Here is a 25,561-nt window from a genome sequence, read left to right as displayed (position 1 = left end):
TGAGCGCGGGACGGGCGCCGCGTGCAGGAACAAGATGCGCGCCACGCTCTGTGTGGGCCGGGATCACCGACCTATCCTGACGTGGCGCAATCGAGCGCGCCCTCCGGTCCTCCACATGCTGTCACCTGTCCTCGCATCCAATTCCCCCACGGTCTCTCGCCGCACCGGATCCGGCACGGAAGACGAGCTCGATGGCCTGCCGCTGCCGCGGCGCTACGCCGCCGTCGCTGCGATCCTCGGCGCGGTCGTGCTGGTGGTGCTCGACGGCGCGATCGCCAACGTGGCATTGCCGAGCATTGCGCAGCAGTTGCACGCTGCGCCGGCCGACGCGGTCTGGATCGTCACCGCCTATCAGCTCGCGGTCGTGATGTTCCTGCTGCCCGCTGCCACTGTGGGCGAGAGACTGGGCTATCGCCGTGTTTTCGCCGCGGGCATCGCGCTGTTCACCGCGGCGTCGGTGTTGTGCGCGCTGGCGCCGTCATTGCCATGGCTGGTGGCGGCAAGGTGCCTTCAAGGCCTGGGCAGCGCTGCGGTGATGTCGCTGGGTCTTGCGCTGTTGCGCTTTACCTATCCGCGTCGATTGCTGGGTCAGGCGATTGCGTGGAACGCGCTGGTGATCGCAGGCGCCTCGGCGGCCGGGCCGGCCGTCGGCGCAGGCTTGCTGTCCGTCGCGAGCTGGCCGTGGCTCTTCGCGGTGAACCTGCCGCTCGGCGTGCTGGTACTGGCCGCCTGTGCCGGGTTGCCACGTCCGCAGGTCAGCGGGCGTCGCCTCGACGTCGTGAGCATCGCGCTCAACGCGATCATGTTCGCCGCCTTCGTGCTGGGCAGCGATCGGCTGCCGTCGTCTCCGTGGTACGGCGCTGCATTGTTGGCCGCGTCGGTCGTCTCCATGGTTCTGCTGGTGAGGCGCGAGATGCCGAAATCGGCGCCGTTGATCCCGCTGGATCTTCTTCGGGTGCCGTCGTTTCGGGTGTCGATCGTCGCGTCGGTGTGCTGCTTCACCGGGCAGATGATGGGCTATGTGGCGCTGCCGTTCTACTTCCAGCACGAGCTGGGTCTGAGCACGATGGACACCGGCCTCCTGATGACACCGTGGCCCCTGGCGGTGATGGTGGCTGCGCCCTTGTCGGCGCGCCTGGCCAGGCGCGTGCCGACCGGGTGGCTCTGCGCAGTCGGCGGTGGGTGCCTCGCGCTCGGCCTGGCGCTGTGCGCCGCGTGGCCGATTCACGGCAACGCCTGGCTGCCGATGGCGATCTTCACAGGCCTGGCAGGTCTCGGCTTCGGATTCTTTCAGACACCCAACAATCAGAACATGCTGCTCTCCGCGCCCAAGGAACGCAGTGGAGCGGCTGGAGGTGCCCAGGGCACCGCGCGGCTGACCGGGCTGACGCTCGGCAGCCTGTGGACAGGACTCCTGTTCGCGCTGTTGCCCTCGCTGCGCGCCGTGCACTGGGGCTTGACGTTCGCGGCATTGGCTGCATTGGCCGGTGGAGCGGTGAGCCTGCTGAGAATCGACTGGCCGCAACCGCTGCCAAGACGCAGTTCGTGGCCTTAGGTCAGGGCGCGAGTTCTGCATTGACCTCACCGAGCAGCGCCGTCCCGCCGATCCGGCCCAGTTCGTCCGAACACTTCGCGCTCTTGCCGTAGCAGCCGAATGCAACGGCCACGCGCGCGGACAGAAGTCCGATGCGGGGCAGGCCCGAGTCGCCAAAGGTGGCCATGCAAGGCACGACGCGGCGTTCTTCGAAATGGAGGTCGCGAATGCGATCGAGGATTGGTTCTTGAAGGCCATCGGCAACGTGGACAGATCCGCCCGAACGGAACCAGTCCCTGATGTCCGTCTCGCTTTCGAGCGGAATGTCGACCGGATCGCTGTCGTTGATCTCAAAAACGGAAATCACTCTGCGAGCCCTGCTGCATCGTAGGCTTCGCAAAGGATCCCGGCCTCGGCGGCAACTTGGCCAATCGTTGCAACGTCGCTGCTTTCGCGAGGGCCGACGTGGAGCACGCCGACTTCCCGGTAGAACGCCATACCGCTTTCCGCCGCGATCTCGCCGTAACGCGAGATCGCAGCGCGGTTCGCTTGCATCCAGAACGGGTTCGAATCCAGACTCCGCGTGATACGGCCCTCGTCGTAGTGGCTTCCGAAGACGCCGCCGTGGCGCGAATAATCTGCCGGCTCGTCGGGCCCGATCAGTGCGACATCGTGGCCCATCCTGGACAGATGTCGCGCAGCCGCCGACCCGATCAGACCACGTCCGATCACCGCAAGTCTGGCCGCCTTACGATGGCTCACTCTCGACTCCGATCCCCGGCGTCTGCTCGACACGTATCCATGGATCCGCTCTACAAGAAAGCCATCGCGCAAGGGGTTGCGGGGATGGCCGTGTTCGTCGCCTTCATTTTCCTGCCCGCGGGCACGTGGCGGTACTGGCAAGGCTGGCTTTTTATCGCCGTCTTTTCCGGCTCGACCATCGGCTTCACCGTCTATCTCGCTCTCTACGACAGGCCGCTTCTCGAGCGCCGCATGAATGCCGGACCACAGCATGAGAAAGAGTGGTCGCAGAAGATCATCGTGTCGCTCATCATCTTCGCGTTCCTTGTTTTCATCATCCTGCCTCCACTCGATCACCGCTTTGGCGTCTCGCCGGTGCCCGCGTACCTGTCCCTTGCAGGGAACATCGTGGTCGTATTGTCATTCCTCTTTATCTTCTGGGTGCTGAAGGTCAATAGCTATGCAGCAGCCAACATCAGTGTCGCGGACGATCAAAGAGTGATCGACAGCGGCCCCTACGCGCATGTGCGTCATCCCATGTACGCCGGCGCACTCTGGCTTTTCATCGGCATGCCGCTGGCACTCGGCTCGTGGCTCACGATCTGTCTCGTCCCGCTCGTCCTGCCGGTGCTTTTCTGGCGGCTTCTTGATGAGGAAAGGGTCTTGCGCCGCGATCTTCCCGGCTACAGCGACTACGCAAGCCGTGTGCGCCATCGCCTCATTCCGTATGTCTGGTAGGCGGGGGCGGCCATTCCGAACTCGACGCTTCAGTCGAGTGAGATGACCGAAGCCTCCGATGGGTTATCGCCGAGGACCCTAAAATAAGGGTTAACCCCAGGATCACCGCTCAATGAGCCCCGCACCCGCCGAAGCCGCCTCCCCCTCCGCGCCCACCAGCGAATCCCGCATGCTGCGGGCGATCCTCGCCCTCGGCGTCGGCGGTTTCGCCATCGGCACCGGGGAGTTCGTCATCATGGGCCTGTTGCCGGAGGTGGCGCGCGACATCGGCGTCAGCATCCCGCAGGCCGGCCATGCGATCAGCGCCTATGCGATGGGCGTGGTGATCGGCGCGCCCGTGCTGGCGGTGCTGGCCGCCGGATGGGGCCGGCGCAACCTGCTGATGGCGCTGATGCTGGCCTTCGCAATCGGCAACTTCGCGAGCGCGGCGGCGCCCGGCTACCCTTCCCTGCTGTTGCTGCGCTTCGCCAGCGGCTTGCCGCACGGCACTTACTTCGGCGTGGCGGCACTGGTCGCAGCCGCGTTGGCACCGCCCGGGCGGCGGGCGCGCGCGGTCGGGCTGGTGATGCTGGGGCTCACCGGTGCGACGCTCGCGGGCGTGCCGATCGCGGCCTGGCTCGGGCAGCACTACGGGTGGCGCGCCGCCTTCGTCTTCGTGGCGGTGATCGCGTTGCTGGCGGTGGCGATGATCTGGCGCGACGTGCCGAACCTGCAGCCGACGCAGGGCGCCAGCCCGCTGCGCGAGCTGGACGCGCTCAAGCGCAAGCAGGTCTGGCTCACCCTGGGCATCGGCGCCATCGGCTTCGGCGGCATGTTCGCGGTGTTCAGCTACATCAAGCCGACCCTGACCGAGGTGGCGGGCATGAGCGTGGAGCATGTGCCGCTGGTGCTGGCGCTCTTCGGCGTCGGCATGGTGCTGGGCAACCTGGTCGGCGCGCGCCTGGCGGACAAGGCGCTGATGCGGACCATCGGCGGCGTGATCGTCTATTCGGCCGTTGTGCTGCTGGCTTTCATCTGGTCGTCGCACCACTGGCTCACGGCATCGATCAACGTGCTGCTGCTCGGCACCATCGTCGCCATCGCGCCGGCCTTGCAGATCCGCCTGATGGACGTGGCCGGCGACGCCCAGACCCTGGCCGCGGCGCTCAACCATTCGGCCTTCAACCTGGCCAATGCGCTCGGCGCATGGCTGGGTGGCGTGGCCATCGATGCCGGGCTTGGCTGGACCTCGACCGGCTGGGTCGGCGCGCTGCTGGCGGTGGCGGGCATGGGCGTATTTGCGTGGGCGGTGACGGATGCGCGTGGTCGGCGCGGGGCGGACCTGGCGAGTGCGGGGGCTTGAGAATGTGACGCGCCTCACGCAGCGTAGTCCACCGGGTCGCTGAAGGCGGGCTCGTCGTGCAGGGCCCAGTAGCCGTCTTGAAGGCGGGCGGTCACGGGACCGGGAAAAGCCGGCAGCGGCCGTCCATCGATCTTTGCGATGGGCAGCACGCCGCCGCCGCTTGATGTGAGGAAGACCTCGTCCGCGTCGCGCAGCAAGGCCACCGGCAGAGGCTCGATGCGAAGCGGAATGTCCAGGCGCCGGCACAGCTCGATGGCGGTTCGGCGCGAGATGCCTTCCAGCACACCGCGCCCGGCCGTGTGCACCACGCCGCCCTTGACCGCGAAGACATTGAATCCGGGGCCTTCGGTGACGTTGCCGGCGGCGTCCAGCACGCAGCTGGTGTCGTGGCCACGGTCGTAGGCGTCGAACATCGATTGCACCAGGTCGATCCAGTGGTAGTTCTTGACTGTCGGGTCGACCGACTCGGGAGCGATGCGCTGGCGTTCGCTCACATGCAGGTCGATGCCGGCCTGCTGCTTCTCGCGCGACGCGATCCAGACGTAGGGCAGCGCGTAGGCATAGAAACGGTTCTGCGCCTGCCGGGGATCGCGCGCGCCACGCGGGGGCACGCCGCGCGTGCAGACCATCGCCACGTAGGCATCCTGGAGGCCGCCGGCGCGCACGCAGCCGTGCAGGATCTCGCGCAGCTCGGCACGGTCGAAGGGTATTGCCAGATGCATCTTGCCCAGGCTCTCGAAGAATCGGTCCATGTGCGCGTCGAGGCGGAAGAAGCTGCCGCGCCAGGCGGTCGCGACGTCGTACGTGACGTCGGAGCGCGTGAAGCCCCAATCGAACATCGAGATCTTGGCTTCCGAGAGCGGCGCGTAGGCGCCGTCGATGAAGACGCAGCCGCCATCGAACTGTTGGACCGGCGGCTTGGGTGGCACTGGCATGGCGGGACTCCTTCATGTGAATTGAACGAAGTTCAATTAAAATTGAACACGGCTCAATAAGCAACTAGAATCGACCCATGCCGGCCACCGCCACCAGAAAGAAGAAGCCGCCGCGAGCCGGTCCGGGCCGCCCGCGCGCGGATGCCAATGGGCCGAGTCTCGGCCGCGATCGCATCCTGCATGCAGCGCTGGCGCTGATCGGCGAGAAGGGCCTCGCCAACTTCGGCATCCGCGATCTGGCGGCCGCGCTGGGCGTCTTCCCGGCCGCCATCTACTGGCACGTGCCGAACCGCGAAGCGCTGGTCGCCGGCGCCATCGGCATCGCACTCGAAGGCGTGGCCGACGATCTGCCGGCAGGCGATTGGCAGCTTCGGCTGGGCGCGCTGCTGAAGAAGTTCCGCGCCGCGCTGCGCCGCCATCCGGCGCTGGCGCCTGCGGTGGCCAGCCAGTTGGCTTACAACGCCGCATTCGACGCGCCACTGCTGGAACATGTGGTCGCAGCGCTGGAGGATGCGCGCTTCGAGGGTGACGCACTGGTCGACGCCTTCAATGTCGTGATCGCCGCGATGTGCGGCTTCGCGACCCTCGAGTTGTCGACGGCGCCCGATGGCGCGGACGCGTCGTGGGAAGCCGATTGCCGCGCACGGATCGACGCCATCGACCCGCTGCACCATCCGCGGCTCGGCGAACATGCGGCGACGCTTCGCAATCGCACCTTCCTGCTGCGTTGGTCGAGCGGTCAGGAGCGGCCGCTCGACAGCAGCTTCGACGCCTGGGTCGATGTCGTACTCAGGGGATTGGAATCGCGCAGCCGTGCCTTGCGCAGGATGACGCCCCGGGCACGCTGAGGCCGAAGACGAGAGCGGTTGACTCACCTACAGGAGCTGACATGGACAAGTGGATCACTTTCGACTGCTACGGCACGCTGGTCGACTGGCGCACCGGCATGGGAAATTCGCTGGAGATCGTTGCACCTGGCCGAGGTGCCGACATGCTCTCCCTGCACCGGAAGATCGAAGGCGAGATCGAGATGCAGGAGGCTTACAGGCCCTACCGCGAGGTCCTCGCGGAGTCGGTGCGGCGCATGGCCCGAAGCCTTCAGCTGCCGCTGGGCCCAGGCGACGAAGAGATCCTGGCCGCGACCCTGCCCTTCTGGCCCGTCTATCCCGACACCAACGAGGCATTGCTCGAACTGAAGCGGGCGGGGTGGAAGCTGGCGATCCTGTCCAACGTCGATCGCGACCTCATCACCGGCACGCTCAGGCACTTCAGCTGCCTGATCGACCTGGTCGTGACCGCGCAGGACGTGCGGTCCTACAAACCGGCCGATGCGCACGCGAGAAGATTTCTCGAGCTGACGGGCGTCTCTTCCGATCGCTGGCTGTACGCGGCCGTGAACCTCCAGTACGACTTGAGGCCGGGCAGGGCGCTGGGGGCGAACTGTGTCTGGATCAATCGGGAGCGCGAACCGATGCCGGACGATCCGGACATCCTGTTCGGCGAGTCGGCAGGGATGTCGGGATTGCCGAGGATTGCTGCGCAATTCGAGATGAGCAGGTCGGTGAGCCAAGCCGGCGAGAGGAAATAGACCATTCCCTGCGGGTAAATGCGCTTCGGCGCGCTCGGTCACGGCCGATACGATTTGCAGCCGAACGCCCACCGGGCGTACCCCGGAAACAGGATGGACTTCGCGAATTCCGCTGCCGAGTGGCTGGCGCTCTACCGCACGATGGCGCGCATCCGCGCCTTCGAGAACGCCGCCGAAGCCGCCAGCCAGGGCGGCGTGAGCGCCTATGGCCAGGAGGCCGCGGGCGCGGCCAGCGTGCGCGGACCGCTGCATCTGTCCACCGGCCAGGAGGCAGTGCCGGCGGGCGTCTGCGCCCATCTGCGCATCGCCGACTGCATCACCTCGACCCATCGCGGCCACGGCCACACGCTGGCCAAGGGCGCCGACCTCGCGCGCATGATGTGCGAGCTGTTCGGCAAGGCGACCGGCTTCAACGGCGGCAAGGGCGGCTCGATGCACATCGCCGATTTCTCGGTCGGCATGCTGGGCGCCAACGGCGTGGTCGCGGCCGGCCTGCCGATCGCAGTCGGTGCGGCGCATGCACAGAAGCTGCAGAAGAAGGACGCGATCACGGTCTGCTTCTTCGGCGACGGTGCGATCAACCGCGGACCTTTTCTCGAATCGCTGAATTGGGCGCGCGTCTACGCGCTGCCGGTGCTGTTCGTGTGCGAGGACAACCGCTGGAGCGCGACCACCGCCAGCGGCCCGATGACCGCCGGCGACGGCGCTTCCGCGCGTGCGGAGGCATTGGACATTGCCGCCACGCAGGTCGACGGCAACGACGTGTTCGCAGTGCATGCGGCAGCGGGGGAGTTGATCGCCGAGGTGCGTGCCGGGGCAGGCCCGCGGCTGCTGCATGCGCTGACGTACCGCGTGAAGGGCCATGTCTCGGTCGATCCTGCGGGCTACCGCGATCCGGGCGAGCTGGCCGCCGCGCTCGAGACCGATCCGATCGCGCGGGCACGCGTGCGGATGATCACCGATGGCGTCGATGCGGCGTCGCTCGATGCGCTCGAGCACGCGGCGCATGCCGAGGTCGAGGCCGCGCTCGTGATCGCCGATGCCGCGCCCTGGCCGGATGCGAGCGCGGCCTTCACCGACGTGCAGACCACGGGAGCCGGGCAATGGACATGAGCAGCGGCTTGGCGGAAGAGCGCACCGGTCGCGCGGCGACGGCCACCGTCCAGGAACTCAGCTATGCCGACGCCGCCATGCTCGCATTGCGGCGCGAGATGGAAGCCGATCCGCGCGTGGTCGTGCTCGGCGAGGACGTCGGGCGCGGCGGCATCTTCGGGCAGTACCGAGGTCTGCAGCAGCACTTCGGCAGCGAGCGCGTGATCGACACGCCGATCTCGGAAGCCGCGATCATGGGCGCCGGCGTCGGCATGGCGCTCGCGGGGCTGCGCCCTGTGGTCGAGATGCGGGTGGTCGACTTCGCGCTGTGCGGCATGGACGAGCTGGTGAACCAGGCGGCCAAGAACCGCTTCATGTTCGGCGGCCAGGGCCGCGTGCCGCTGGTGGCGCGCATGCCGGGCGGCATCTGGGATGCGTCGGCGGCGCAGCATTCGCAATCGCTCGAAGCCTGGTTCACGCATCTGCCGGGCGTGGTGGTGGTATGCCCCTCGACGCCGCAGGACAACCATTCGCTGCTGCGCGCCGCGCTGCAATGCGGCGACCCGGTGGTCTACATCGAGCACAAGACCTTGTGGAATGTGCGAGGCCCGGTGAGCGAAGCGGTCGAGGTGCCGCTCGGCAAGGCCGCGCGCGTGCGCGAAGGCGATGCGCTGACCCTCGTGAGCTGGAGCAGGCAGATGCAGGCCTGCAGCGCCGCCTGCGAAATGCTGGCGGCCGAAGGCATTGCCGTCGACTTGATCGACCTGCGCACGCTGTGGCCCTGGGACCGCGACACGGTGCTCGACTCGTGCGCCCGCACACGTCGTCTGCTGGTGGTGCACGAGGCGGTGCAGGCCGGCGGCTTCGGCGCCGAGATCGCGGCCAGCGCGGCCGAAGCGACCGGCTGCCGTGTCGCGCGCCTGGGTGCGCCGCGGATTCCGGTCGGCTACTCGCCCGTGCTCGAAGCGCAGTCGCGCGTGAGCGCGCAACAGATCGTGAAAGCGGCCCGGGCCCTGCAGCCATGAGCACCGAAAAAGCCACCGGCTCCGATGCAGCGCCCGAGCGCAGGGCCGAGGACTCGGTCTTCTTCAAGCTGGTGCGTGTGGTCAACCTGACGGCGCGTCCGTTCCAGCAGCGCGTCGGTCGCCAGCATCAGCTCACGCTCAACGAATGGCGCACCATGGCCGTGCTGGGCAAGCAGCCGGGTCTCTCGGCCACGCAGGTCGCGGAACTGACCGGCCTGGACAAGATGGCGGTGAGCCGCGCACTGGCAGGACTGCAACGCCACAGGCGGCTGCATCGCCACGAGGATCCGGCGGACCTGCGCCGCAGCCGGCTCTATCTGAGCAGCATCGGCAAGGCGCTGTTCGCGGTGCTCGGCGTGCAGGCCCGCGAGCGCGAGGCCGAACTCTTCAGCGGCGTCGAGGCCGAGGAACTGCGGCAGTTGAACACGACGCTGGACAAGCTGATCGCATCCATCTCCGAAAACGCCGAGTAGGAGGCTCAGGCCGCGAAGCCGCCGTCGATGCTCAGGCTTGCGCCGGTCACGAAGGCCGCTTCGGGGCTCGCGAGGTACGCGACCATGCCGGCGATCTCGTCGCCGCTGCCATGGCGCTGCAGCGCCATGAAGCTGTGCATGGTGGCCGCCATCGGGCCATCGGCCGGGTTCATCTCGGTGTCGACCGGGCCGGGCTGCACGTTGTTCACCGTGATGCCGCGCGGCCCCAGATCGCGCGCGAGTCCGCGGGTCAGGCCGGTGATGGCGGACTTGCTCATCGCATAGGCGGCGCCGCCCGCGAAAGGCATGCGCTCGGCGTTGGTGCTGCCGATGGTGATGACGCGGCCGCCCTCGCCCATGTGGCGCACGGCCGCCTGCGTGGCGACGAACACGGCGCGCACGTTGACGTCGAGCGTGCGGTCGAGGTCTTCGAGCGACATCGCGTCGATCGTGGCCAGCTTGAGCACGCCCGCACTGTTGACGAGGATGTCGATGCGGCCGAGCGTCTTCGCCGCCTGGTCCACGGCCGCAACCAGAGCCGCCGCATCGGCGCTGTCGACGCGCAGGGGCAGCGCGCTGCCGCCGGCCGCTTCGATGCTGCCGGCGAGTTCGCGGGCCGCGGCCTCGTTGCTCGCGTAGGTGAAGGCGACGGCCGCGCCATCGCGTGCCAGCCGGCGCACGATGGCGGCGCCGATGCCGCGCGATCCGCCGGTGACGAAGGCGGCCTTGCCGGCAAGCACCGGCTGCGAAGAAGATGAAGAAGACGAAGTGGAGAGTGACATGGCGGGCTCCTGAAGTGGTGTGGCGATGGCTTCAGTGTCGGGTTTCCACTGCCCTTCGAATAGCCGCCCGAGTGCCCTATCACATTCAACCCTGGGTTGAAAATAAGCGCCATGCAGCCCTTGAGCCATCTCGAATCCTTCGTCCGCAGCGCCGAGGCCGGCAGCTTCTCCGCCGCCGCGCGCCAGCTCGGGCTGACGCCGGCCGCCGTGAGCAAGAACGTGGCCCGGCTCGAAGCCGGCCTCGGCGTGCGCCTGTTCCAGCGCAGCACGCGCCGGCTGACCCTGAGCGAGGGCGGCGAGCGGCTGCTGCGCGAGATCGGCGGCGCGCTGAGCACGCTGTCGGATGCGGTGGCCAGCGTGGCCAAGGACGATGGCCAGCCGGCCGGCACACTCAAGGTCAGCATGGGCCAGGCTTTCGGGCGTGACTACGTCGTGCCCTTGCTCGACGGATTTCTCGCGCGCTATCCGGCGGTGCTGCCCGACTGGCATTTCGACAACCGGCAGGTCGACCTGATCGGCGAGGGTTTCGACGCGGCCATCGGTGGCGGCATCGAGCTCACGCCGGGCGTGGTGGCGCGCGAACTGGCGCGCATCCACATCGTCGCTGCCGCGGCACCCGGCTACATGGCGGGCAAGCCGATGCCGCGGCGCCCCTCGGACCTGGCCGCGTTCGACGGCATCGTGCGGCGTTCGTCCCCCACGGGACGCATACGCAGCTGGACCCTGCGCAACAAGGCCGGCGAAGAGGGCGCCGTCGACACCCGGGCGCGCGTGATCTTCAGCGACCCCGAGGCGATGGCCCAGGCTGCCGTGATGGGCCTGGGCATCGCGCTGCTGCCGATGCCGTTCGCGCTGCCGCGGCTGCAAAGCGGCACGCTGGTGCGCGTGCTGCCCGGGTGGTGGGTCGATTCCGGGCCGATCTCGCTCTACTACCCGAGCAAGAAGCTGCTGCCGGCGAGAACGCGCGTGTTCGTCGATTTCGTGGTCGAGCATTTCCGCAGCCGGCACTTCGCGCGCGACATGCAAGGGAGTTGAGCGCACGGGGTTTTCACCCGCGACGAACGGGACACGCGCCTGTACAACACAGCGCCATGCGGGCGACTTCCTGCGTGATGGTCACGCGTCACCGAAGACCGCCGGCCCACCAAGGAAAAAGCATGCCTGTCCTGTCCCTGCCCCGCCGCCGCACCGTGCTGACCCTCGCTGCCCTCGGCACGATGATGCTCGCCGCCCACCCCGCGGGCGCGCAAGCCGCCTGGCCGACCAAGCCGGTGCGCATCGTGGTGCCCTTCGCACCGGGCGGCACCACCGACATCCTCGCGCGCGCCGTGGCGCCCGAACTGGCGAAGGCCTTCGGCCAGCAGTTCTTCGTCGACAACCGCGCGGGCGCGGGCGGCAACGTCGGCGCCGAGATCGTGGCCAAGGCGCCGAACGACGGCTACACGCTGCTGATGGGCACCGTCGGCACGCACGGCATCAACCGCGCGCTGTACCCGAAGCTGCCCTTCGACCCGATCAAGGATTTCGCGCCGATCACGCTGGTGGCGGCCGTGCCCAACGTGATGGAGATGAACGCCGACAAGGCCCGCGCGCTGAAGATCAACAACGTCGCCGACTTCGTGGCCTACGCCAAGTCGCATCCGGGCAAGCTCAACATGGCGTCGAGCGGCAGCGGCACCTCGATCCACCTGGCCGGCGAACTCTTCAAGAGCATGACCGGCAGCTACATGGTGCACATTCCCTACCGAGGATCGGCGCCGGCCCTGCTCGACCTCGTGGGCGGCAATGCCGACGTGATGTTCGACAACCTGCCCTCGTCGATGGCCCAGATCAAGGGCGGCAAGCTCAAGGCGCTCGCAGTGACCAGCGCCCAGCGCTCGCCGGCGCTGCCCGACATCCCGACCGTCGAGGAAGCCGGCGGCCCGGCCCTCAAGGGCTACGAGGCCAGCTCCTGGTTCGGCCTGCTCGCGCCCGCCGGCACCTCGCCCGACATCATCAACCGCATCCAGCAGGAAGTCGCCAAGTCGCTCGGCACCCCGGCCATCAAGGAGAAGATGCTGGCCCAGGGCGCCCTGCCGAGCGGCAACACCCCCGCCGAATTCGCGAAGCTCATCGCCAGCGAACACGTCAAGTGGGCGAAGGTGGTGAAGGCGTCCGGCGCAACCGTCGACTAGCCTGCGACCCCTTTCAGGAATACCGCGGAACCGGCTGGGCCGGGCCGCAGGTATTGCCCCCGGTAGGGGGAAGGCGAGGCGACACGAAGTGCGCGAAGCCTGGGGGGGGGCTCTAAACCCCCCAGACGATGTCCTTGCTCTCGGCCTGGGAGCGCTTGAGCATGTCGATCAGCGGCGCGGCGCGCTGGTGCAGGCCCACGTGCTGCAACTCGGCCTCGCTCGCATGGTTCTCCACCGCGAAGGCATCGTGGTTGTGGCGGTTCTGGACGGCATCGTCCTTGATCGCCGCTTCGAGCGCGGACACGGCGGCCGACATCTGGTCGACCATGATGATGCCCTTGGGCGCGGAGGACTTGCCGATGATCTCCAGCAACTGGCGGGCATTGGCTTCGAGCATCACGACATCGGCGGTCGCTTGTGATTTGAATCGATAGAGCATGGCGGCTTATTTGTAGATGTAGTCCCGGACAAAAGGGTACACCGATTGTGAGCCGCGCAGCGTACGCCCTTGCGCCTTTCCATCGGGCCGGGTCGACAGCATCTGATGCAGCGAGATCCAGCCCTGCTCGAAGCTCATCGCCGAACCCGCCAGGTACAAACGATAGGCCCGCAGGATGCGCTCCGCGTTGGCGCCCTGCCGGCCGCCGGCGCGCTGCAGCACCTCGCGCGCCTGGTCGAGCTTGGACTCGAGCGCGTCCGACCACGCCCAGAGCGTGCGCGCATAGTGCGGTCGCAGGCTCTCGGTATCGACCATCTCGAGGCCGGCCGCCGCCGTGTCGCGCAGCAGATGCGTCACGTGCAGCAGTTCACCGCCCGGGAAGATGTACTTCTCGATGAAATCGCCCATGCCGGCGCCAAGCTGCCGGTAGTCGAGTTGACCCGAGGTGATGCCATGGTTGAGCACCAGCCCGCCGGGTTTGAGCAGCGCATGGAGCTTGCCGAAGTAAGTCGGCATGTTGGCGCTGCCGACGTGCTCCAGCATACCGACCGAGGAGATCTTGTCGAAAGGCCGCGCTTCGTCGAGCTTGCGGTAGTCGAGCAGTTCGACACGCACGCGGCCCTGCAGGCCCTTCTCTTCGATCAGGCGCTGCACGTGCGCATGCTGGTTCTTGGAGAGCGTGATGCCGGTCGCGTCGACGCCGTAGTGCTCGGCCGCCCACAGCAGCAGGCCGCCCCAGCCTGAGCCGACGTCGAGATAGCGGTCGCCCGGCTGCAGCATGAGCTTGCGGCAGATATGGTCGAGCTTGGCCTCCTGCGCCTGCGCCAGCGTCAGCCCCGGCTCGCGGAAGTAGGCGCAGGAATAGACACGCCGCGGATCGAGCCACAGCGCGTAGAAGTCATCGGAGACATCGTAGTGGAACTCGATCTGCGCCGCATCCTTGCGCAGTGAGTGCGCACCGTGGGACTTGGCACGCCGCTGAAGGCGGGACCACCAGCCGGTGTTGGTCTCGGCCGGATTGCCCGGCAACATGCCAACCGTGGCGTCGATCAGGTCGCGCATCGCGCCCTCGATCTGGACCCGGCCTTCGACATACGCCTCGCCGATCGCACCGACCTGCTTGGCCGCCAGCTTGGCGAGCACGGACCATTCGGTGAAGGCCAGGGTGACGCGCGAACCCGGCTTCGCCACCCGTCTGCCATCGGGCAATTGCAGCGTGATCGGCACCGGCAGGGATGAAAGCTGGGACTCTATTTTTGGTATCAGGCTTTGCATGCCGGGGATTTTTCCCAGCGCGCGGGCGCTCGTCAACCGGCCCCTTCAAAAGACCTTTTGACGTTGACATTTGATTGTTTAGGTCTAAACTATTTATCCATGAATAGCTCAACGGCAGAACTCCAGCGTGTCCTGTGCATCGGTGGCGGCCCCGCCGGCCTCTACTTCGCGCTCCTGATGAAGGCGCGACGACCCGAGTTGCAGGTCACCGTCATCGAGCGCAATCGCCCCTTCGACACCTTCGGCTGGGGCGTGGTGCTGAGTGACCAGACGCTCGCCAACCTCGCGGCCGCCGATGCCGAGACCGCGGCGATCATCGGCCGGGAATTCCATCACTGGGACGACATCCAGGTATTCTTCAAGGGAAGGCAGGTGCGCTCGGGCGGCCACGGCTTCTGCGGCATCGGCCGCAAGCGCCTCCTGAACATCCTGCAGGAGCGCTGCCTCGCGCTCGGCGTCGACCTGGTGTTCGAGACCGACGCGACCGACGACCAGGCGCTGGCCGCGCAGTACGGCGCCGACCTCGTGATCGCCAGCGACGGCCTCAACAGCCGCATCCGCCAGCGCTACCAGGAGGTGTTCCAGCCCGACATCGATCTGCGCCAGTGCCGCTTCGTGTGGCTCGGCACGCACCAGACCTTCGATGCCTTCACCTTCGCGTTCGAACAGACCGAGCACGGCTGGTTCCAGGCGCATGCCTACCAGTTCGACGACAAGACCTCGACCTTCATCGTCGAGACGCCCGAAGCGGTGTGGCAGGCGCATGGCCTCGACAAGATGGAGCAGCCCGAGGCGATCGCGTTCTGCGAGCAGCTGTTCGCCAAGTACCTCGACGGCCATGCGCTGATCAGCAATGCCACCCACCTGCGCGGCTCGGCCAACTGGATCCGTTTCCCGCGCGTGGTCTGCCAGCACTGGACGCACCGCGTCGACGTCGGCGGCAGGTCGGTGCCCGTGGTGCTGATGGGCGATGCGGCCCACACCGCGCACTTCTCGATCGGCTCGGGCACCAAGCTCGCGCTCGAGGATGCGATCGACCTGGCCGGCGAGTTCGAGCGCGGCGGCAGCGTCGACCAGGTGCTCGAGGCCTACGAGGCGCGGCGCAGCGTCGAAGTGCTCAAGATCCAGAACGCGGCGCGCAACTCGACCGAATGGTTCGAGAACGTGCCGCGCTACACCGGCATGCAGATCGAGCAGTTCGCCTATTCGCTCTTGACGCGCTCGCAGCGCATCAGCCACGAGAACCTGCGCCTGCGCGACACGCAATGGCTGGGCGGCTACGAGCAATGGCTGGCCGGCGGCAAGCCGCTGGCGCCGATGTTCATGCCGCTGACGGTGCGCGGCCTCACGCTCAAGAACCGCATCCTCGTCTCGCCGATGGCCACCTACAGCGCGGTAGACGGCGTGCCGCAGGACTTCCTGCTGGTGCACCTGGGCGCGCGCGCGCTCGGCGGCGCGGCGATGGTGTGCGTCGAGATGACCAGCCCGACGCCCGAAGGCCGCATCACGCCGGGCTGCACCGGCCTCTACAACGACGCGCAGTCCGCGGCCTTCAAGCGCATCGTCGATTTCGTGCACACGCAGTCGAGCGCGAAGATCGCCATGCAGCTCGGCCACAGCGGCGCCAAGGGCTCGACGCGCCTGGGCTGGGAAGGCACCGACGAGCCGCTGGAAGAAGGCAACTGGCCGCTGCTGTCCGCCAGCGCATTGGCCTACGGCGAACAGAACCAGCTGCCCGCCGAGATGACGCGCGCCGACATGGACCGCCTGCGCGACCAGTTCGTCGACTCCACGCGGCGCGCGGCCGAAGCCGGCTTCGACTGGCTCGAACTCCACTGTGCGCACGGCTACCTGCTGTCGTCCTTCATCAGCCCGCTGACCAATCTGCGCAGCGACGAATACGGCGGCGACATCGGCAATCGCTGCCGCTATCCGCTCGAGGTGTTCCGCGCGATGCGCGCCGTATGGCCGGCCGAGCGGCCGATGAGCGTGCGCATCTCGGCCCACGACTGGGCGCCCGGCGGCAACACCGATGCCGACGCGGTCGTGGTGGCCCGCCTGTTCAAGGAAGCGGGCTGCGACTTCATCGACGTGTCGTCGGGCCAGACCACGCGCGCGGCCAAGCCGGTGTATGGGCGCATGTACCAGACGCCCTTCGCCGACCGCATCCGCAACGAGGTCGGCATCGCGACCATCGCGGTCGGCGCCATCACCGACGCCGACCAGGCCAACAGCATCATCGCGGCCGGCCGCGCCGACCTGTGCGCGATCGCGCGGCCGCACCTGGCCGACCCTGCATGGACGCTGCACGAAGCCGCCAAGCTGCAAAGCCACGATGTCGAGTGGCCGAAGCAGTACCTCAGCGGCCGCGACCAGATGTACCGCGAGATCGCCAAGCAGCAGGCGATGGCGGCGGCCATGGCAGCCGCAGCCCCGCAACGCAACACCGAGGAGGAACACTGAATGGACCTCGAAGCAAGAGCCCACAGCGAGCACCCCGATGAGTTGCGGCTCTGGCTGCGCCTCATGACCTGCACCCAGCTGGTCGAGAAGCAGGTGCGCAACGGCCTGCGCGAACAGTTCGCCACCACCCTGCCCCGCTTCGACCTGATGGCGCAGCTGGAGCGCTCGCCCGACGGCCTGAAGATGAACGAGCTGTCGCGCCGGATGATGGTCACGGGCGGCAACATCACCGGCATCACCGACCAGCTGGTGGCCGAAGGACTGGTCGAGCGCGTGGATGTCGCGGGCGACCGCCGTGCATGGCGGGTGCGCCTCACCTCGCGCGGCCGCAAGCTCTTCAACGACATGGCACAGGCGCACGAGGACTGGATCGTCGATGCCTTTGCGGCGCTGAACGGCAAGGAAATCGCGCAGCTCCACCGGCTGCTCGGCAAGGTCAAGCAACACTCCCATCAACAAATGGCGGAGGCCACATGAAGCATTACATCGGCGCGGACAATCCCATGCGCGCCCAGTTCGAACCCAAGGCCGCCTATGCGGCGAAGCATTTCTCCTGGTCCTTCGACGCGGGCGTGGGCACGGTCACGCTGAACCGCCCCGAACGCAAGAACCCGCTGACGTTCGATTCCTATGCCGAACTGCGCGACCTGTTCCGCGCGCTGAACTACGCGACCGATGTGAAGGCGATCGTCGTCAACGGTGCCGGCGGCAACTTCTGCTCGGGCGGTGATGTGCACGAGATCATCGGACCGCTGACGCGCATGCGCATGCCCGAGCTGCTCGAGTTCACGCGCATGACGGGCGACCTGGTGAAGGCGATTCGCCATTGCCCGCAGCCGATCGTCGGTGCGATCGACGGCGTCTGCGCCGGCGCCGGCGCGATGATCGCGCTGGCCTGCGACCTGCGCTATGGCACGCCTGCCACGCGCACGGCCTTCCTCTTCACGCGCGTCGGGCTGGCGGGCGCCGACATGGGCGCCTGCGCGCTGCTGCCGCGCGTGATCGGGCAGGGCCGCGCATCGGAACTGCTCTTCACCGGCCGCGCCATGACGGCGCAGGAAGGCCATGCCTGGGGCTTCTTCAACGCGCTGCACGAAAGCGATGCGCTGCTCGGCGCCGCGACCGCGATGGCGCGCGAACTCACCGAAGGCCCGGGCTTCGCGCACGGCATGACCAAGACCATGCTGGCGCACGAATGGGCCATGACCATCGACCAGGCCATCGAGGCCGAGGCGCAGGCGCAGGCGATCTGCATGCAGACCGAGGACTTCAAGCGCGCCTACGAAGCCTTCGCGGCCAAGCGCAAGCCGGTGTTCGGCGGAGACTGACGCGATGGCTGCTGCGGCTTTCGACCCCTCGACGGCGCACCTCGCGCTGCCCTTCTTCGACGATGCGCACCGCGCGCTCGCGCGCACGCTGCTGCCCTGGGCCCGTTCGCAATCGGTGGACGAGCGCGACGACCGCGCGGCCTGCCGTGACTGGGTGCGGCGGCTGGGCGATGGCGGCTGGCTGCGCTATTGCGTGTCGGCGGCTTCGGGCGGCGCGCTGGAGCGGCTCGATTCGCGCGCGCTCGTGCTGCTGCGCGAGACGCTCGCCTTCCATTCGCCGCTGGCCGACTTCGCTTTCGCGATGCAGGGCCTGGGCAGCGGCGCCATCACGCTGGCCGGCAGCGCCGAACAGCAAAAGAACTACCTCGAGCCCGTGGGACGCGGCGACAAGATCGCGGCCTTCGCGCTGAGCGAGCCCGAGGCCGGTTCCGATGTCGGCGCGATGGCGATGCGCGCCGAAGCCACCGCCGACGGCTGGCGCCTCAGTGGCGAGAAGACCTGGATCAGCAATGGCGGTATCGCCGATTTCTACTGCGTGTTCGCCAAGACCGATCCGGCCGCCGGCTCGCGCGGCATCACGGCCTTCATCGTCGACGCGGCGACACCTGGCCTCGATACCTCGGCGCACATCGAGGTGATGGCACCGCATCCGCTTGCCACGCTGCGCTTCGACGGCTGCGTGGTGCCGCGCGACGCGCAACTCGGCGAACTGAACGGCGGCTTCAAGCTCGCGATGCGCACGCTCGACATCTTCCGCGCCTCGGTGGCCGGTGCCGCGCTCGGCATGGCGCGCCGTGCGCTGGCCGAGGCGATCCACCATGCGCAGACGCGTCGCATGTTCGGCCAGACGCTGGCCGACTTCCAGCTCACGCAGGCGAAGCTCGGCGAGATGGCCGCGCTGATCGACGGCGCCGCGCTGCTGACCTACCGCGCCGCCTGGATGCGCGACGACAGCGAGCGCCGCGGTGCACCCGCGGTCGGCGATCTCACGGCCGCAGCCGCGATGGCCAAGATGTGCGCGACCGAGAACGCAAGCCGCGTGATCGACATGGCGCTGCAGATGCACGGCGGCCTCGGCGTGAAGGTGGGCACCAAGGTGGAAAGCCTCTACCGCGACATCCGCTCGCTGCGCATCTACGAAGGTGCGACGGAGGTCCAGCAACTGATCATCGGCAAGGCCGTGTTGAGGAGCCACCAAGCATGAGCGCGCAGATCGACCGTTTCGTCCATGACCGCCTGCCGCCGGCAGCGCAGTTGCCTATCTTCCGCTACGACCTGCCCGAGCTGCAACTGCCGGACCAGTTGAACCTGGTGGAGGAATTGCTGGACAAGGCCGCGGCCAAGGGCTTCGCGGACAAGCCGATGCTGCGCTCGCCGGGCCGCATGCTGAGCTATGCAGAGGCCGGCGTCGAAGTCGACCGCATCGCGAAAGTGCTGGTCGAAGACCTCGGGCTGGTGCCGGGCAATCGCGTGCTGCTGCGCGGCGGCAATTCGATCGGCATGGCGCTCGCGTGGCTCGCGGTGGTGAAGGCCGGCCTGATCGCCGTCGCCACCATGCCGTTGCTGCGCGCCAAGGAACTCGGCGACATCATCGAGAAGTCGCAGCCCGTGGCCGCGCTGTGCGACGGCAAGCTGCAGGACGAACTGCGCATCGCGCAGCAGGCACATCCCGTGCTGAAGACGATCGTCGCCTTCAACCAGCCCGATGCGCCCGATTCGCTGGAGGCGCGCGCCGCCGGCAAGCACGGCGTGTTCGCAGCCTGCCCGACTGCGGCCGACGACATCGCGCTCCTGGCCTTCACCTCCGGCACGACGGGCAAGCCCAAGGCGCCCGCGACCACGCACCGCGACGTGCTCGCGATGTGCGAGACCTGGCCGCGCCACATCCTGCGCGCGACCCCCGACGACATCGTGATCGGCTCGCCGCCGCTGGCCTTCACCTTCGGCCTCGGCGGCCTGCTGATCTTCCCGATGTGGGCCGGTGCCTCGGTCTACTACGCCGACGGGCCCTACACGCCCGAGTCGATGGTCAAGGCGATTCGCGACATCGGCGCCACCCTCTGCTATACGGCGCCTACTTTCTACCGGCAGATGGCGCCCTTTGCCAAGGCCCTCGGCGTGCCAACGCTGCGCATCAGCGTGAGCGCGGGCGAGGCGCTGCCGGACGCGACGCGGCAGCTGTGGAAGGAGGCCACCGGCATCGAGATGCTGGACGGCATCGGCGGCACCGAGGTGTTCCACATCTACATCTCGGCCGCGGGCAATGAGGTGCGCCGCGGTGCGGTCGGCAAGGCGGTGCCGGGCTTCACCGCCAGAGTGGTGGACGACGAAGGCAACGAGGTGCCGCGCGGCACCGTCGGCAAGCTGGCGATCATCGGACCGGTCGGCTGCCGCTACCTCGACGATCCGCGCCAGGCCAACTACGTGAAGGACGGCTGGAACTATCCGGGCGACGCGTTCGTGCAGGACGAGGACGGCTACTTCTTCTACCAGTCGCGTGCCGACGACATGATCATCACCTCGGGCTACAACGTCGGCGGGCCGGAGGTGGAGGATGCGCTGCTGAAGCACCCGGCCGTGGCCGAATGCGGTGTGATCGGCAAGCCCGATGCGGAGCGCGGCATGATCGTCAAGGCGTTCTGCGTGCTGAAGCCGGGCCATGCGGGTGATGCCGCACTGGTCAAGGCGCTGCAGGACCACGTGAAGGCGACCATCGCGCCTTTCAAATACCCGCGCGAGATCGAATTCGTCGCGAGCCTGCCGCGCACGGAAACCGGGAAACTCCAACGATTCAGACTGAGGCAATCCACATGATCAAACTCCTGCAACCGCCTGGCTGGGCAGCTCCCAAGGGCTATGCGAACGGCGTGGCCGCGCGCGGCACGATGGTGTTCGTCGGCGGACAGATCGGATGGAACGCGCAGCAGCAGTTCGAGTCCGACGACTTCATCGAGCAGACCGGGCTGGCGCTGCGCAACATCGTCGAGGTGCTGCGCGAAGCGGGCGCCGGACCGGAGCACATGGTTCGCATGACCTGGTATGTCGTCGATCGCGACGAGTACACCCGCCGGCTCGCAGAGCTGGGGCCGGTGTACCGCGATGCGATGGGACGGAATTTTCCGGCGATGACCTGCGTGCAGGTCGCTGCGCTGGTGGAGCCGCGCGCCAAGATCGAGATCGAAGTGACGGCCGTAGTTCCTTAGCTCGCCCCAGGCTTGCTCGCGGCTATCGCGGCAGGTGCAGGTGCGTCGAGTTCTTGACCTCTTCCATCACCGCGTAGGTGCGGGTTTCCCGCACGCCCGGGAGTTGCCACAGCACGTCGCCGGCGAAGCGGCGGTAGTCGTTCATGTCGGCGCTGCGCGTCTTGAGCAGGTAGTCGAAGCCGCCCGCGACCATGTGGCATTCCAGGATCCCTGGCTGCACCTGCACTGCGGCCTTGAATTGATCGAAGACGTTGGGGGTCGTTCTGTCCAGCAGGACTTCCACGAAGACCAGCATGCCGGCCCCGAGTTTCAGCGGGTTCAACCGCGCCTCATAACCCAGGATGTAGCCGTCGCGCGTCAGGCGCTGGACCCGCGCCAGCACCGCGGTCGGCGACAGGCCGATCGCTTCGGCCAGCTTGAGGTTGGCGATGCGGCCGTCTTCCTGCAGGCTGCTCAGGATGCGCAGATCGATGCGATCGAGACCCAGCCGCTCGGCAGCCGCCTCTAGTGAATTGTTCGGCATAGGCAGTCGATTTCGAACAGTAAGTCGATAAATGTAGCGGCATCATCCAACATGTCACCACAGAGGTTCACATGTCGGATCTTGTCATCGCACCCGCTCTCCACCGCCCGTTCGAAGCCTTCGCCGATGGCATGGGCGAACGGTCGTCGCTGCGGGAGCCGATCACCGGCGCATGCCGTCTGCCCGAGGAAGAGGTGCTTCCGGCCTTGCTCGAGCAGGCACGCCTGCCGGGCGGCAAGGCGAGCGAGGCGCACGCCCTCGCCCACCGCATCGCCGGGCAACTTCGCACCCGCAAGGCCTCCACGGGCCGGGCCGGGCTGGTGCAGGGCCTGTTGCAGGAATATGCGCTGTCGTCGCAGGAAGGCGTGGCGCTCATGTGTCTGGCGGAGGCGCTTCTTCGCATCCCCGACACCGCGACGCGCGACGCATTGATCCGCGACAAGATCGCGCACGGCCAGTGGCAGTCGCACGCGGGCCGCAGTCCGTCCGTGTTCGTGAATGCCGCCACCTGGGGATTGCTGCTGACGGGCAAGCTGGTCGCCACGCACAGCGAGGCCGGCCTGTCCGCGCTGCTCACGCGCCTCATCGGCAAGGGTGGCGAGCCGCTCATCCGCAAGGGCGTCGACATGGCCATGCGCATGATGGGCGAGCAGTTCGTGACGGGCGAGACGATCCGGCAGGCGGTGGATCACGCAAGGCTTCTGGAATCGCAGGGATTTCGCTATTCCTACGACATGCTCGGAGAAGCGGCGCTGACGGCGCACGATGCCGAGCGATACCGCGTCGCCTACGAGCAGGCCATCCATGTGATCGGCAAGGCGTCCGCGGGCCGCGGCGTGTACGAAGGGCCCGGCATCTCGATCAAGTTGTCGGCGCTGCATCCACGCTACTGCCGCGCGCAGTACCGGCGCGTGATGAACGAGCTCTATCCCGTGCTGCGCGATCTCGCCTTGCTCGCGCAGCGGTACGACATCGGCCTGAACATCGACGCCGAGGAAGCGGATCGCCTCGAGCTCTCGCTCGATCTGCTCGAGCGCCTGTGCTTCGAACCCGGCCTGGCCGGATGGGACGGCATCGGGTTCGTGATCCAGGCGTACCAGAAGCGCTGTCCATCCGTCATCGACTTCGTGATCGACCTCGGGCGCCGCAGCCGGCACCGGCTCATGATTCGGCTGGTGAAGGGCGCCTACTGGGACAGCGAGATCAAGCGCGCACAGGTCGACGGGCAGGCGGGCTATCCCGTCTACACCCGCAAGGCCTACACGGATGTCTCGTACCTCGCCTGCGCGCGCCGATTGCTCGCGGCGCCGGAAGCCGTCTATCCGCAATTCGCCACGCACAACGCGCACACGCTGTCGGCGATCTACGTGTTGGCGGACCCGGCTGCATACCAGCCCGGGCAGTACGAGTTCCAGTGCCTGCATGGCATGGGCGAGCCGCTCTACGAACAGGTCGTCGGCCGCGCCGAAGCCGGCAAGCTCGGACGGCCGTGTCGCATCTATGCGCCGGTCGGCACGCACGAAACCCTGCTCGCCTACCTGGTGCGAAGGCTGCTCGAGAACGGCGCCAACACCTCGTTCGTCAACCGCATCGCCGATCCCACGGTATCGCTGGAGACCCTGGTCGAAGATCCGGTGCTGACGGTCGAACGCATGGCCTTGGCGGAAGGTGCGATCGGCAAGCCGCATCCTTCCATTCCATTGCCAGCAGACCTCTACGGAACACGGCGCCGAAACTCGAAGGGGCTCGATCTCTCGAGCGAAGCGTCGCTGCGTGAACTGGGACACGCGCTGGCGCAAAGCGCGCGCGAGTCATGGATCGCTGCGCCGATGCTGGCCTCAGCGACGCCGGGCGCGGTCGCGACCGACGCATGGCATCCGGTGCTGAACCCGGCCGATCATCGCGATGGGGTCGGCCAGACGCGGGACGCGAGCGACGCCGAGGTCGACGAGGCGCTGGACCATGCCCAGGCCGTTGCCGAGGAGTGGGCCGCCACGTCGCCGACGCGCCGCGCCGACTTGCTCGACCGCACTGCCGCTCTGCTGCAGGCGCGCGAGCAACAGCTGCTGGGCCTGCTCGCGCGCGAGGCGGGCAAGACCTTTGCCAACGGCATTGCCGAAGTCCGCGAAGCCGTCGACTTCCTGCGCTTCTATGCCGCGCAGGCACGCAACGATTTCAGGAACGAGACCCACCGCGCGCTCGGCCCCATGGTGTGCATCAGTCCCTGGAACTTCCCGCTGGCGATCTTCGTCGGCCAGGTCGCTGCGGCGCTGGCTGCCGGCAATCCGGTGCTCGCCAAGCCGGCGGAGCAGACACCCCTGGTCGCCGCCGAGGCAGTCCGCCTGCTGTGGGAAGCAGGCGTTCCTCGCGCGGCGGTTCAGCTGCTGCCCGGCCGCGGCGAAACCGTGGGCGCCAGGCTGGTGGCCGACGCACGCACGCAGGGCGTGATGTTCACCGGATCGACCGAGGTCGCGCGGATTCTGCAGAAGACGCTCGCCACGCGGCTCGGCGCCGGTGGCGAGCCGATTCCGCTGATCGCCGAGACCGGCGGCCAGAACGCCATGATCGTCGACTCCTCGGCGCTGATCGAACAGGTGGTCCTGGACGTGATGGCATCGGCGTTCGACAGTGCCGGGCAGCGCTGCTCCGCGCTGCGCGTGCTCTGCGTGCAGGAAGAAGCGGCGGATCGGCTCATCGACATGCTCAAGGGCGCGATGGCGGAGGCCTGTCTCGGCGATCCCGCACGGCTGTCGGTGGATGTCGGCCCGGTCATCGATGCAGAGGCCCGCGCCGGGATCGAGCAGCACATCTCGGAGATGCGCAAGCGCGGTCGCCACGTGCACCGGCACGGGCGCGAGCTGGATCACGCGACGCAGCGCGGCACTTATGTCCTGCCGACGCTCATCGAACTGGAAAGCCTTTCCGAACTCCGGCGCGAAGTGTTCGGCCCCGTGCTGCATCTGGTCCGCTACCGCCGCCGCGACCTGGGCGCGCTGCTGGGGCAGATCAATGCCACGGGCTATGGATTGACCCTGGGCGTGCATACGCGCATCGACGAGACGATCGCACAGGTGGTGGACGCGGCGAACGCCGGCAATGTCTACGTCAACCGCAACATGGTGGGCGCGGTCGTCGGGGTGCAACCGTTCGGCGGCGAGGGCTTGTCGGGCACCGGCCCCAAGGCCGGCGGGCCGCTGTACATGTACCGCATGCTGGCGTCGCGTCCGGACGACGTGCTCGCTCGCTCACTCGACGATGCAGATCCCGGGCACACCGCGGACATCGCGGGCCACGCGGGCCATCCCGCGCTCGATGCGCTGGCCGCATGGGCTTCGGCCGCAGGAAAGCCCGATCTCGCGCGGACATGCGATCGCTTCAGGCGACTCACCCGCAGCGGTCGTGCGCGCACGCTCGCGGGTCCGACCGGCGAGCGCAATGTCTATACGCTGCATGCACGCCATGCCGTGCTTTGTCTGGCAAGCAACGATGTCGATCGGCTGACCCAGCTTGCCGCGGTGCTCGCCGTGGGCAGTACCGCGCTGTGGCCGGCAGGCCAAGGCACGGACGCGCTGCTCGCCACGCTGCCCGCTGCGGTCCGACCGTCGATCGTCATCGCCCAGGACTGGACTGCGCCGACCGTGACCTTCGATGCCGTGCTCCATCACGGCGATGCCGGGACATTGGCGACGGTGGTCCGCCGAGTGGCGGAGCGCGACGGCCCCATCGTGAGTGTCAGGGCCTTCCGGCCCGGTGCCACCGACATCCCGCTCGAGGCGCTGGTCGTCGAGCGTGCCCTCAGCGTGAACACCGCAGCGGCCGGCGGCAACGCCAGCTTGATGACGATCGGCTGAGCCTCGGAAGGCCGTCAGTGAGGCACAAAGCAAAACGCCCACATCGAAGTGGGCG

24 protein-coding genes are annotated in these 25,561 nt (G+C 67.8%); 17 read left to right on the top strand and 7 right to left on the bottom strand.

Features of this window, described 5'->3' with window-relative positions; all coding sequences use genetic code 11:
* Nucleotides 1-34: 34 nt before the first annotated feature.
* Entirely contained in the window at nt 35-1,555 is a 1,521-nt protein-coding gene (locus tag E5P2_RS02960) for an MFS transporter (RefSeq protein ID WP_232080557.1), read from the top strand.
* 1 nt (nt 1,556) lies between these two features.
* Here E5P2_RS02960 and E5P2_RS02955 read toward each other — a convergent pair whose 3' ends face one another.
* Entirely contained in the window at nt 1,557-1,901 is a 345-nt protein-coding gene (locus tag E5P2_RS02955; RefSeq protein ID WP_197908441.1) for a hypothetical protein, read from the bottom strand.
* Entirely contained in the window at nt 1,898-2,296 is a 399-nt protein-coding gene (locus E5P2_RS02950; protein WP_197908438.1) for an FAD-dependent oxidoreductase, read from the bottom strand. Before E5P2_RS02950 ends, E5P2_RS02955 begins: the two co-directional genes overlap by 4 nt.
* A 39-nt stretch (nt 2,297-2,335) precedes the next feature.
* Between E5P2_RS02950 and E5P2_RS02945 the strand changes: the two genes are divergently transcribed.
* Complete coding sequence (locus E5P2_RS02945) at nt 2,336-3,013, top strand: methyltransferase family protein (RefSeq protein ID WP_162565668.1); 678 nt, start codon at nt 2,336-2,338, stop codon at nt 3,011-3,013.
* A 112-nt stretch (nt 3,014-3,125) separates the two neighbouring features.
* Nucleotides 3,126-4,355 (top strand): MFS transporter, encoded by a 1,230-nt coding sequence (locus E5P2_RS02940; RefSeq protein ID WP_162565667.1) that lies wholly within the window; start codon nt 3,126-3,128, stop codon nt 4,353-4,355.
* 14 nt (nt 4,356-4,369) lie between these two features.
* Here E5P2_RS02940 and E5P2_RS02935 read toward each other — a convergent pair whose 3' ends face one another.
* A complete protein-coding gene (locus E5P2_RS02935) occupies nt 4,370-5,290 on the bottom strand; it encodes an aminotransferase class IV (RefSeq protein ID WP_162565666.1) in 921 nt (306 codons plus the stop codon).
* Between the two features lie 77 nt (nt 5,291-5,367).
* On the opposite strand from E5P2_RS02935, the gene E5P2_RS02930 reads away from it, so the two are divergent.
* The 5 genes from E5P2_RS02930 to E5P2_RS02910 all read left to right on the top strand — a co-directional run bounded on the left by E5P2_RS02930 (nt 5,368) and on the right by E5P2_RS02910 (nt 9,468).
* A complete protein-coding gene (locus E5P2_RS02930) occupies nt 5,368-6,138 on the top strand; it encodes a TetR/AcrR family transcriptional regulator (protein WP_162565665.1) in 771 nt (256 codons plus the stop codon).
* A 41-nt stretch (nt 6,139-6,179) separates the two neighbouring features.
* Nucleotides 6,180-6,878 (top strand): HAD hydrolase-like protein, encoded by a 699-nt coding sequence (locus tag E5P2_RS02925; RefSeq protein WP_162565664.1) that lies wholly within the window; start codon nt 6,180-6,182, stop codon nt 6,876-6,878.
* A gap of 93 nt (nt 6,879-6,971) precedes the next feature.
* The gene (locus tag E5P2_RS02920; RefSeq protein WP_162565663.1) at nt 6,972-7,991 is read left to right on the top strand and encodes a thiamine pyrophosphate-dependent dehydrogenase E1 component subunit alpha; all 1,020 of its coding nucleotides are present in this window, start codon (nt 6,972-6,974) and stop codon (nt 7,989-7,991) included.
* On the top strand, nt 7,988-8,995 hold the full coding sequence (locus E5P2_RS02915; protein WP_162570319.1) for an alpha-ketoacid dehydrogenase subunit beta: 1,008 nt from the start codon (nt 7,988-7,990) through the stop codon (nt 8,993-8,995). Before E5P2_RS02920 ends, E5P2_RS02915 begins: the two co-directional genes overlap by 4 nt.
* Entirely contained in the window at nt 8,992-9,468 is a 477-nt protein-coding gene (locus tag E5P2_RS02910) for a MarR family winged helix-turn-helix transcriptional regulator (RefSeq protein WP_162565662.1), read from the top strand. Before E5P2_RS02915 ends, E5P2_RS02910 begins: the two co-directional genes overlap by 4 nt.
* A 5-nt stretch (nt 9,469-9,473) precedes the next feature.
* Here the strand turns inward: E5P2_RS02910 and E5P2_RS02905 are convergent, their stop codons facing one another.
* Complete coding sequence (locus E5P2_RS02905; protein ID WP_162565661.1) at nt 9,474-10,250, bottom strand: SDR family oxidoreductase; 777 nt, start codon at nt 10,248-10,250, stop codon at nt 9,474-9,476.
* A 111-nt stretch (nt 10,251-10,361) separates the two neighbouring features.
* Here E5P2_RS02905 and E5P2_RS02900 point away from each other — a divergent pair, with 111 nt between their 5' ends.
* Together E5P2_RS02900 and E5P2_RS02895 are read left to right on the top strand one after the other, a co-directional pair.
* Nucleotides 10,362-11,285: a LysR family transcriptional regulator gene (locus E5P2_RS02900; RefSeq protein ID WP_162565660.1), complete on the top strand. Its 924-nt coding sequence runs from the start codon at nt 10,362-10,364 to the stop codon at nt 11,283-11,285.
* Nucleotides 11,286-11,407: 122 nt separating this feature from the next.
* Nucleotides 11,408-12,424: a Bug family tripartite tricarboxylate transporter substrate binding protein gene (locus E5P2_RS02895; protein WP_162565659.1), complete on the top strand. Its 1,017-nt coding sequence runs from the start codon at nt 11,408-11,410 to the stop codon at nt 12,422-12,424.
* A 112-nt stretch (nt 12,425-12,536) separates the two neighbouring features.
* On the opposite strand, the gene E5P2_RS02890 is transcribed toward E5P2_RS02895, so the two are convergent.
* Complete coding sequence (locus E5P2_RS02890) at nt 12,537-12,863, bottom strand: DUF1840 domain-containing protein (protein WP_162565658.1); 327 nt, start codon at nt 12,861-12,863, stop codon at nt 12,537-12,539.
* Nucleotides 12,864-12,869: 6 nt separating this feature from the next.
* Complete coding sequence (locus E5P2_RS02885; protein WP_162565657.1) at nt 12,870-14,138, bottom strand: class I SAM-dependent methyltransferase; 1,269 nt, start codon at nt 14,136-14,138, stop codon at nt 12,870-12,872.
* A gap of 99 nt (nt 14,139-14,237) precedes the next feature.
* Here E5P2_RS02885 and E5P2_RS02880 point away from each other — a divergent pair, with 99 nt between their 5' ends.
* From E5P2_RS02880 to E5P2_RS02855, 6 genes are read left to right on the top strand one after another with little or no spacing between them, the layout of a single operon-like run.
* Entirely contained in the window at nt 14,238-16,601 is a 2,364-nt protein-coding gene (locus tag E5P2_RS02880) for a bifunctional salicylyl-CoA 5-hydroxylase/oxidoreductase (RefSeq protein WP_162565656.1), read from the top strand.
* Entirely contained in the window at nt 16,602-17,078 is a 477-nt protein-coding gene (locus E5P2_RS02875; RefSeq protein ID WP_162565655.1) for a MarR family winged helix-turn-helix transcriptional regulator, read from the top strand.
* Entirely contained in the window at nt 17,075-17,929 is an 855-nt protein-coding gene (locus E5P2_RS02870; RefSeq protein ID WP_162565654.1) for an enoyl-CoA hydratase family protein, read from the top strand. Before E5P2_RS02875 ends, E5P2_RS02870 begins: the two co-directional genes overlap by 4 nt.
* 4 nt (nt 17,930-17,933) lie before the next feature.
* Nucleotides 17,934-19,133 (top strand): acyl-CoA dehydrogenase family protein, encoded by a 1,200-nt coding sequence (locus tag E5P2_RS02865; RefSeq protein ID WP_162565653.1) that lies wholly within the window; start codon nt 17,934-17,936, stop codon nt 19,131-19,133.
* Nucleotides 19,130-20,743: an AMP-binding protein gene (locus tag E5P2_RS02860; protein ID WP_162565652.1), complete on the top strand. Its 1,614-nt coding sequence runs from the start codon at nt 19,130-19,132 to the stop codon at nt 20,741-20,743. The genes E5P2_RS02865 and E5P2_RS02860 overlap by 4 nt, the downstream gene beginning before the upstream one ends.
* The gene (locus E5P2_RS02855; protein ID WP_162565651.1) at nt 20,740-21,132 is read left to right on the top strand and encodes a RidA family protein; all 393 of its coding nucleotides are present in this window, start codon (nt 20,740-20,742) and stop codon (nt 21,130-21,132) included. Before E5P2_RS02860 ends, E5P2_RS02855 begins: the two co-directional genes overlap by 4 nt.
* Nucleotides 21,133-21,154: 22 nt before the next feature.
* Here E5P2_RS02855 and E5P2_RS02850 read toward each other — a convergent pair whose 3' ends face one another.
* On the bottom strand, nt 21,155-21,655 hold the full coding sequence (locus E5P2_RS02850) for an Lrp/AsnC ligand binding domain-containing protein (RefSeq protein WP_162565650.1): 501 nt from the start codon (nt 21,653-21,655) through the stop codon (nt 21,155-21,157).
* A 71-nt stretch (nt 21,656-21,726) separates the two neighbouring features.
* On the opposite strand from E5P2_RS02850, the gene putA reads away from it, so the two are divergent.
* Nucleotides 21,727-25,506, top strand: a complete 3,780-nt coding sequence (putA, locus tag E5P2_RS02845) for a trifunctional transcriptional regulator/proline dehydrogenase/L-glutamate gamma-semialdehyde dehydrogenase (protein WP_162565649.1) — start codon at nt 21,727-21,729, stop codon at nt 25,504-25,506.
* Nucleotides 25,507-25,561 lie beyond the last annotated feature (55 nt).

It is taken from the genome of Variovorax sp. SRS16 (assembly GCF_901827165.1).
GTDB lineage: Bacteria > Pseudomonadota > Gammaproteobacteria > Burkholderiales > Burkholderiaceae_C > Variovorax.
Note: the sequence above shows the minus strand (reverse complement) of the source record. Positions and strands in the feature narration are given on the sequence as shown.

Coding starts and splice junctions, on each gene's coding strand:
- E5P2_RS02850 (WP_162565650.1), bottom strand. CDS start 21,655: ATGCCGAACAATTCACTAGAGGCGGCTGCCGAGCGGCTGGGTCTCGAT.
- E5P2_RS02910 (WP_162565662.1), top strand. CDS start 8,992: ATGAGCACCGAAAAAGCCACCGGCTCCGATGCAGCGCCCGAGCGCAGG.
- E5P2_RS02865 (WP_162565653.1), top strand. CDS start 17,934: ATGGCTGCTGCGGCTTTCGACCCCTCGACGGCGCACCTCGCGCTGCCC.
- E5P2_RS02900 (WP_162565660.1), top strand. CDS start 10,362: ATGCAGCCCTTGAGCCATCTCGAATCCTTCGTCCGCAGCGCCGAGGCC.
- E5P2_RS02875 (WP_162565655.1), top strand. CDS start 16,602: ATGGACCTCGAAGCAAGAGCCCACAGCGAGCACCCCGATGAGTTGCGG.
- E5P2_RS02885 (WP_162565657.1), bottom strand. CDS start 14,138: ATGCAAAGCCTGATACCAAAAATAGAGTCCCAGCTTTCATCCCTGCCG.
- E5P2_RS02930 (WP_162565665.1), top strand. CDS start 5,368: ATGCCGGCCACCGCCACCAGAAAGAAGAAGCCGCCGCGAGCCGGTCCG.
- E5P2_RS02920 (WP_162565663.1), top strand. CDS start 6,972: ATGGACTTCGCGAATTCCGCTGCCGAGTGGCTGGCGCTCTACCGCACG.
- putA (WP_162565649.1), top strand. CDS start 21,727: ATGTCGGATCTTGTCATCGCACCCGCTCTCCACCGCCCGTTCGAAGCC.
- E5P2_RS02890 (WP_162565658.1), bottom strand. CDS start 12,863: ATGCTCTATCGATTCAAATCACAAGCGACCGCCGATGTCGTGATGCTC.
- E5P2_RS02915 (WP_162570319.1), top strand. CDS start 7,988: ATGAGCAGCGGCTTGGCGGAAGAGCGCACCGGTCGCGCGGCGACGGCC.
- E5P2_RS02855 (WP_162565651.1), top strand. CDS start 20,740: ATGATCAAACTCCTGCAACCGCCTGGCTGGGCAGCTCCCAAGGGCTAT.
- E5P2_RS02860 (WP_162565652.1), top strand. CDS start 19,130: ATGAGCGCGCAGATCGACCGTTTCGTCCATGACCGCCTGCCGCCGGCA.
- E5P2_RS02960 (WP_232080557.1), top strand. CDS start 35: ATGCGCGCCACGCTCTGTGTGGGCCGGGATCACCGACCTATCCTGACG.
- E5P2_RS02935 (WP_162565666.1), bottom strand. CDS start 5,290: ATGCCAGTGCCACCCAAGCCGCCGGTCCAACAGTTCGATGGCGGCTGC.
- E5P2_RS02905 (WP_162565661.1), bottom strand. CDS start 10,250: ATGTCACTCTCCACTTCGTCTTCTTCATCTTCTTCGCAGCCGGTGCTT.
- E5P2_RS02945 (WP_162565668.1), top strand. CDS start 2,336: ATGGATCCGCTCTACAAGAAAGCCATCGCGCAAGGGGTTGCGGGGATG.
- E5P2_RS02870 (WP_162565654.1), top strand. CDS start 17,075: ATGAAGCATTACATCGGCGCGGACAATCCCATGCGCGCCCAGTTCGAA.
- E5P2_RS02940 (WP_162565667.1), top strand. CDS start 3,126: ATGAGCCCCGCACCCGCCGAAGCCGCCTCCCCCTCCGCGCCCACCAGC.
- E5P2_RS02880 (WP_162565656.1), top strand. CDS start 14,238: ATGAATAGCTCAACGGCAGAACTCCAGCGTGTCCTGTGCATCGGTGGC.
- E5P2_RS02895 (WP_162565659.1), top strand. CDS start 11,408: ATGCCTGTCCTGTCCCTGCCCCGCCGCCGCACCGTGCTGACCCTCGCT.
- E5P2_RS02925 (WP_162565664.1), top strand. CDS start 6,180: ATGGACAAGTGGATCACTTTCGACTGCTACGGCACGCTGGTCGACTGG.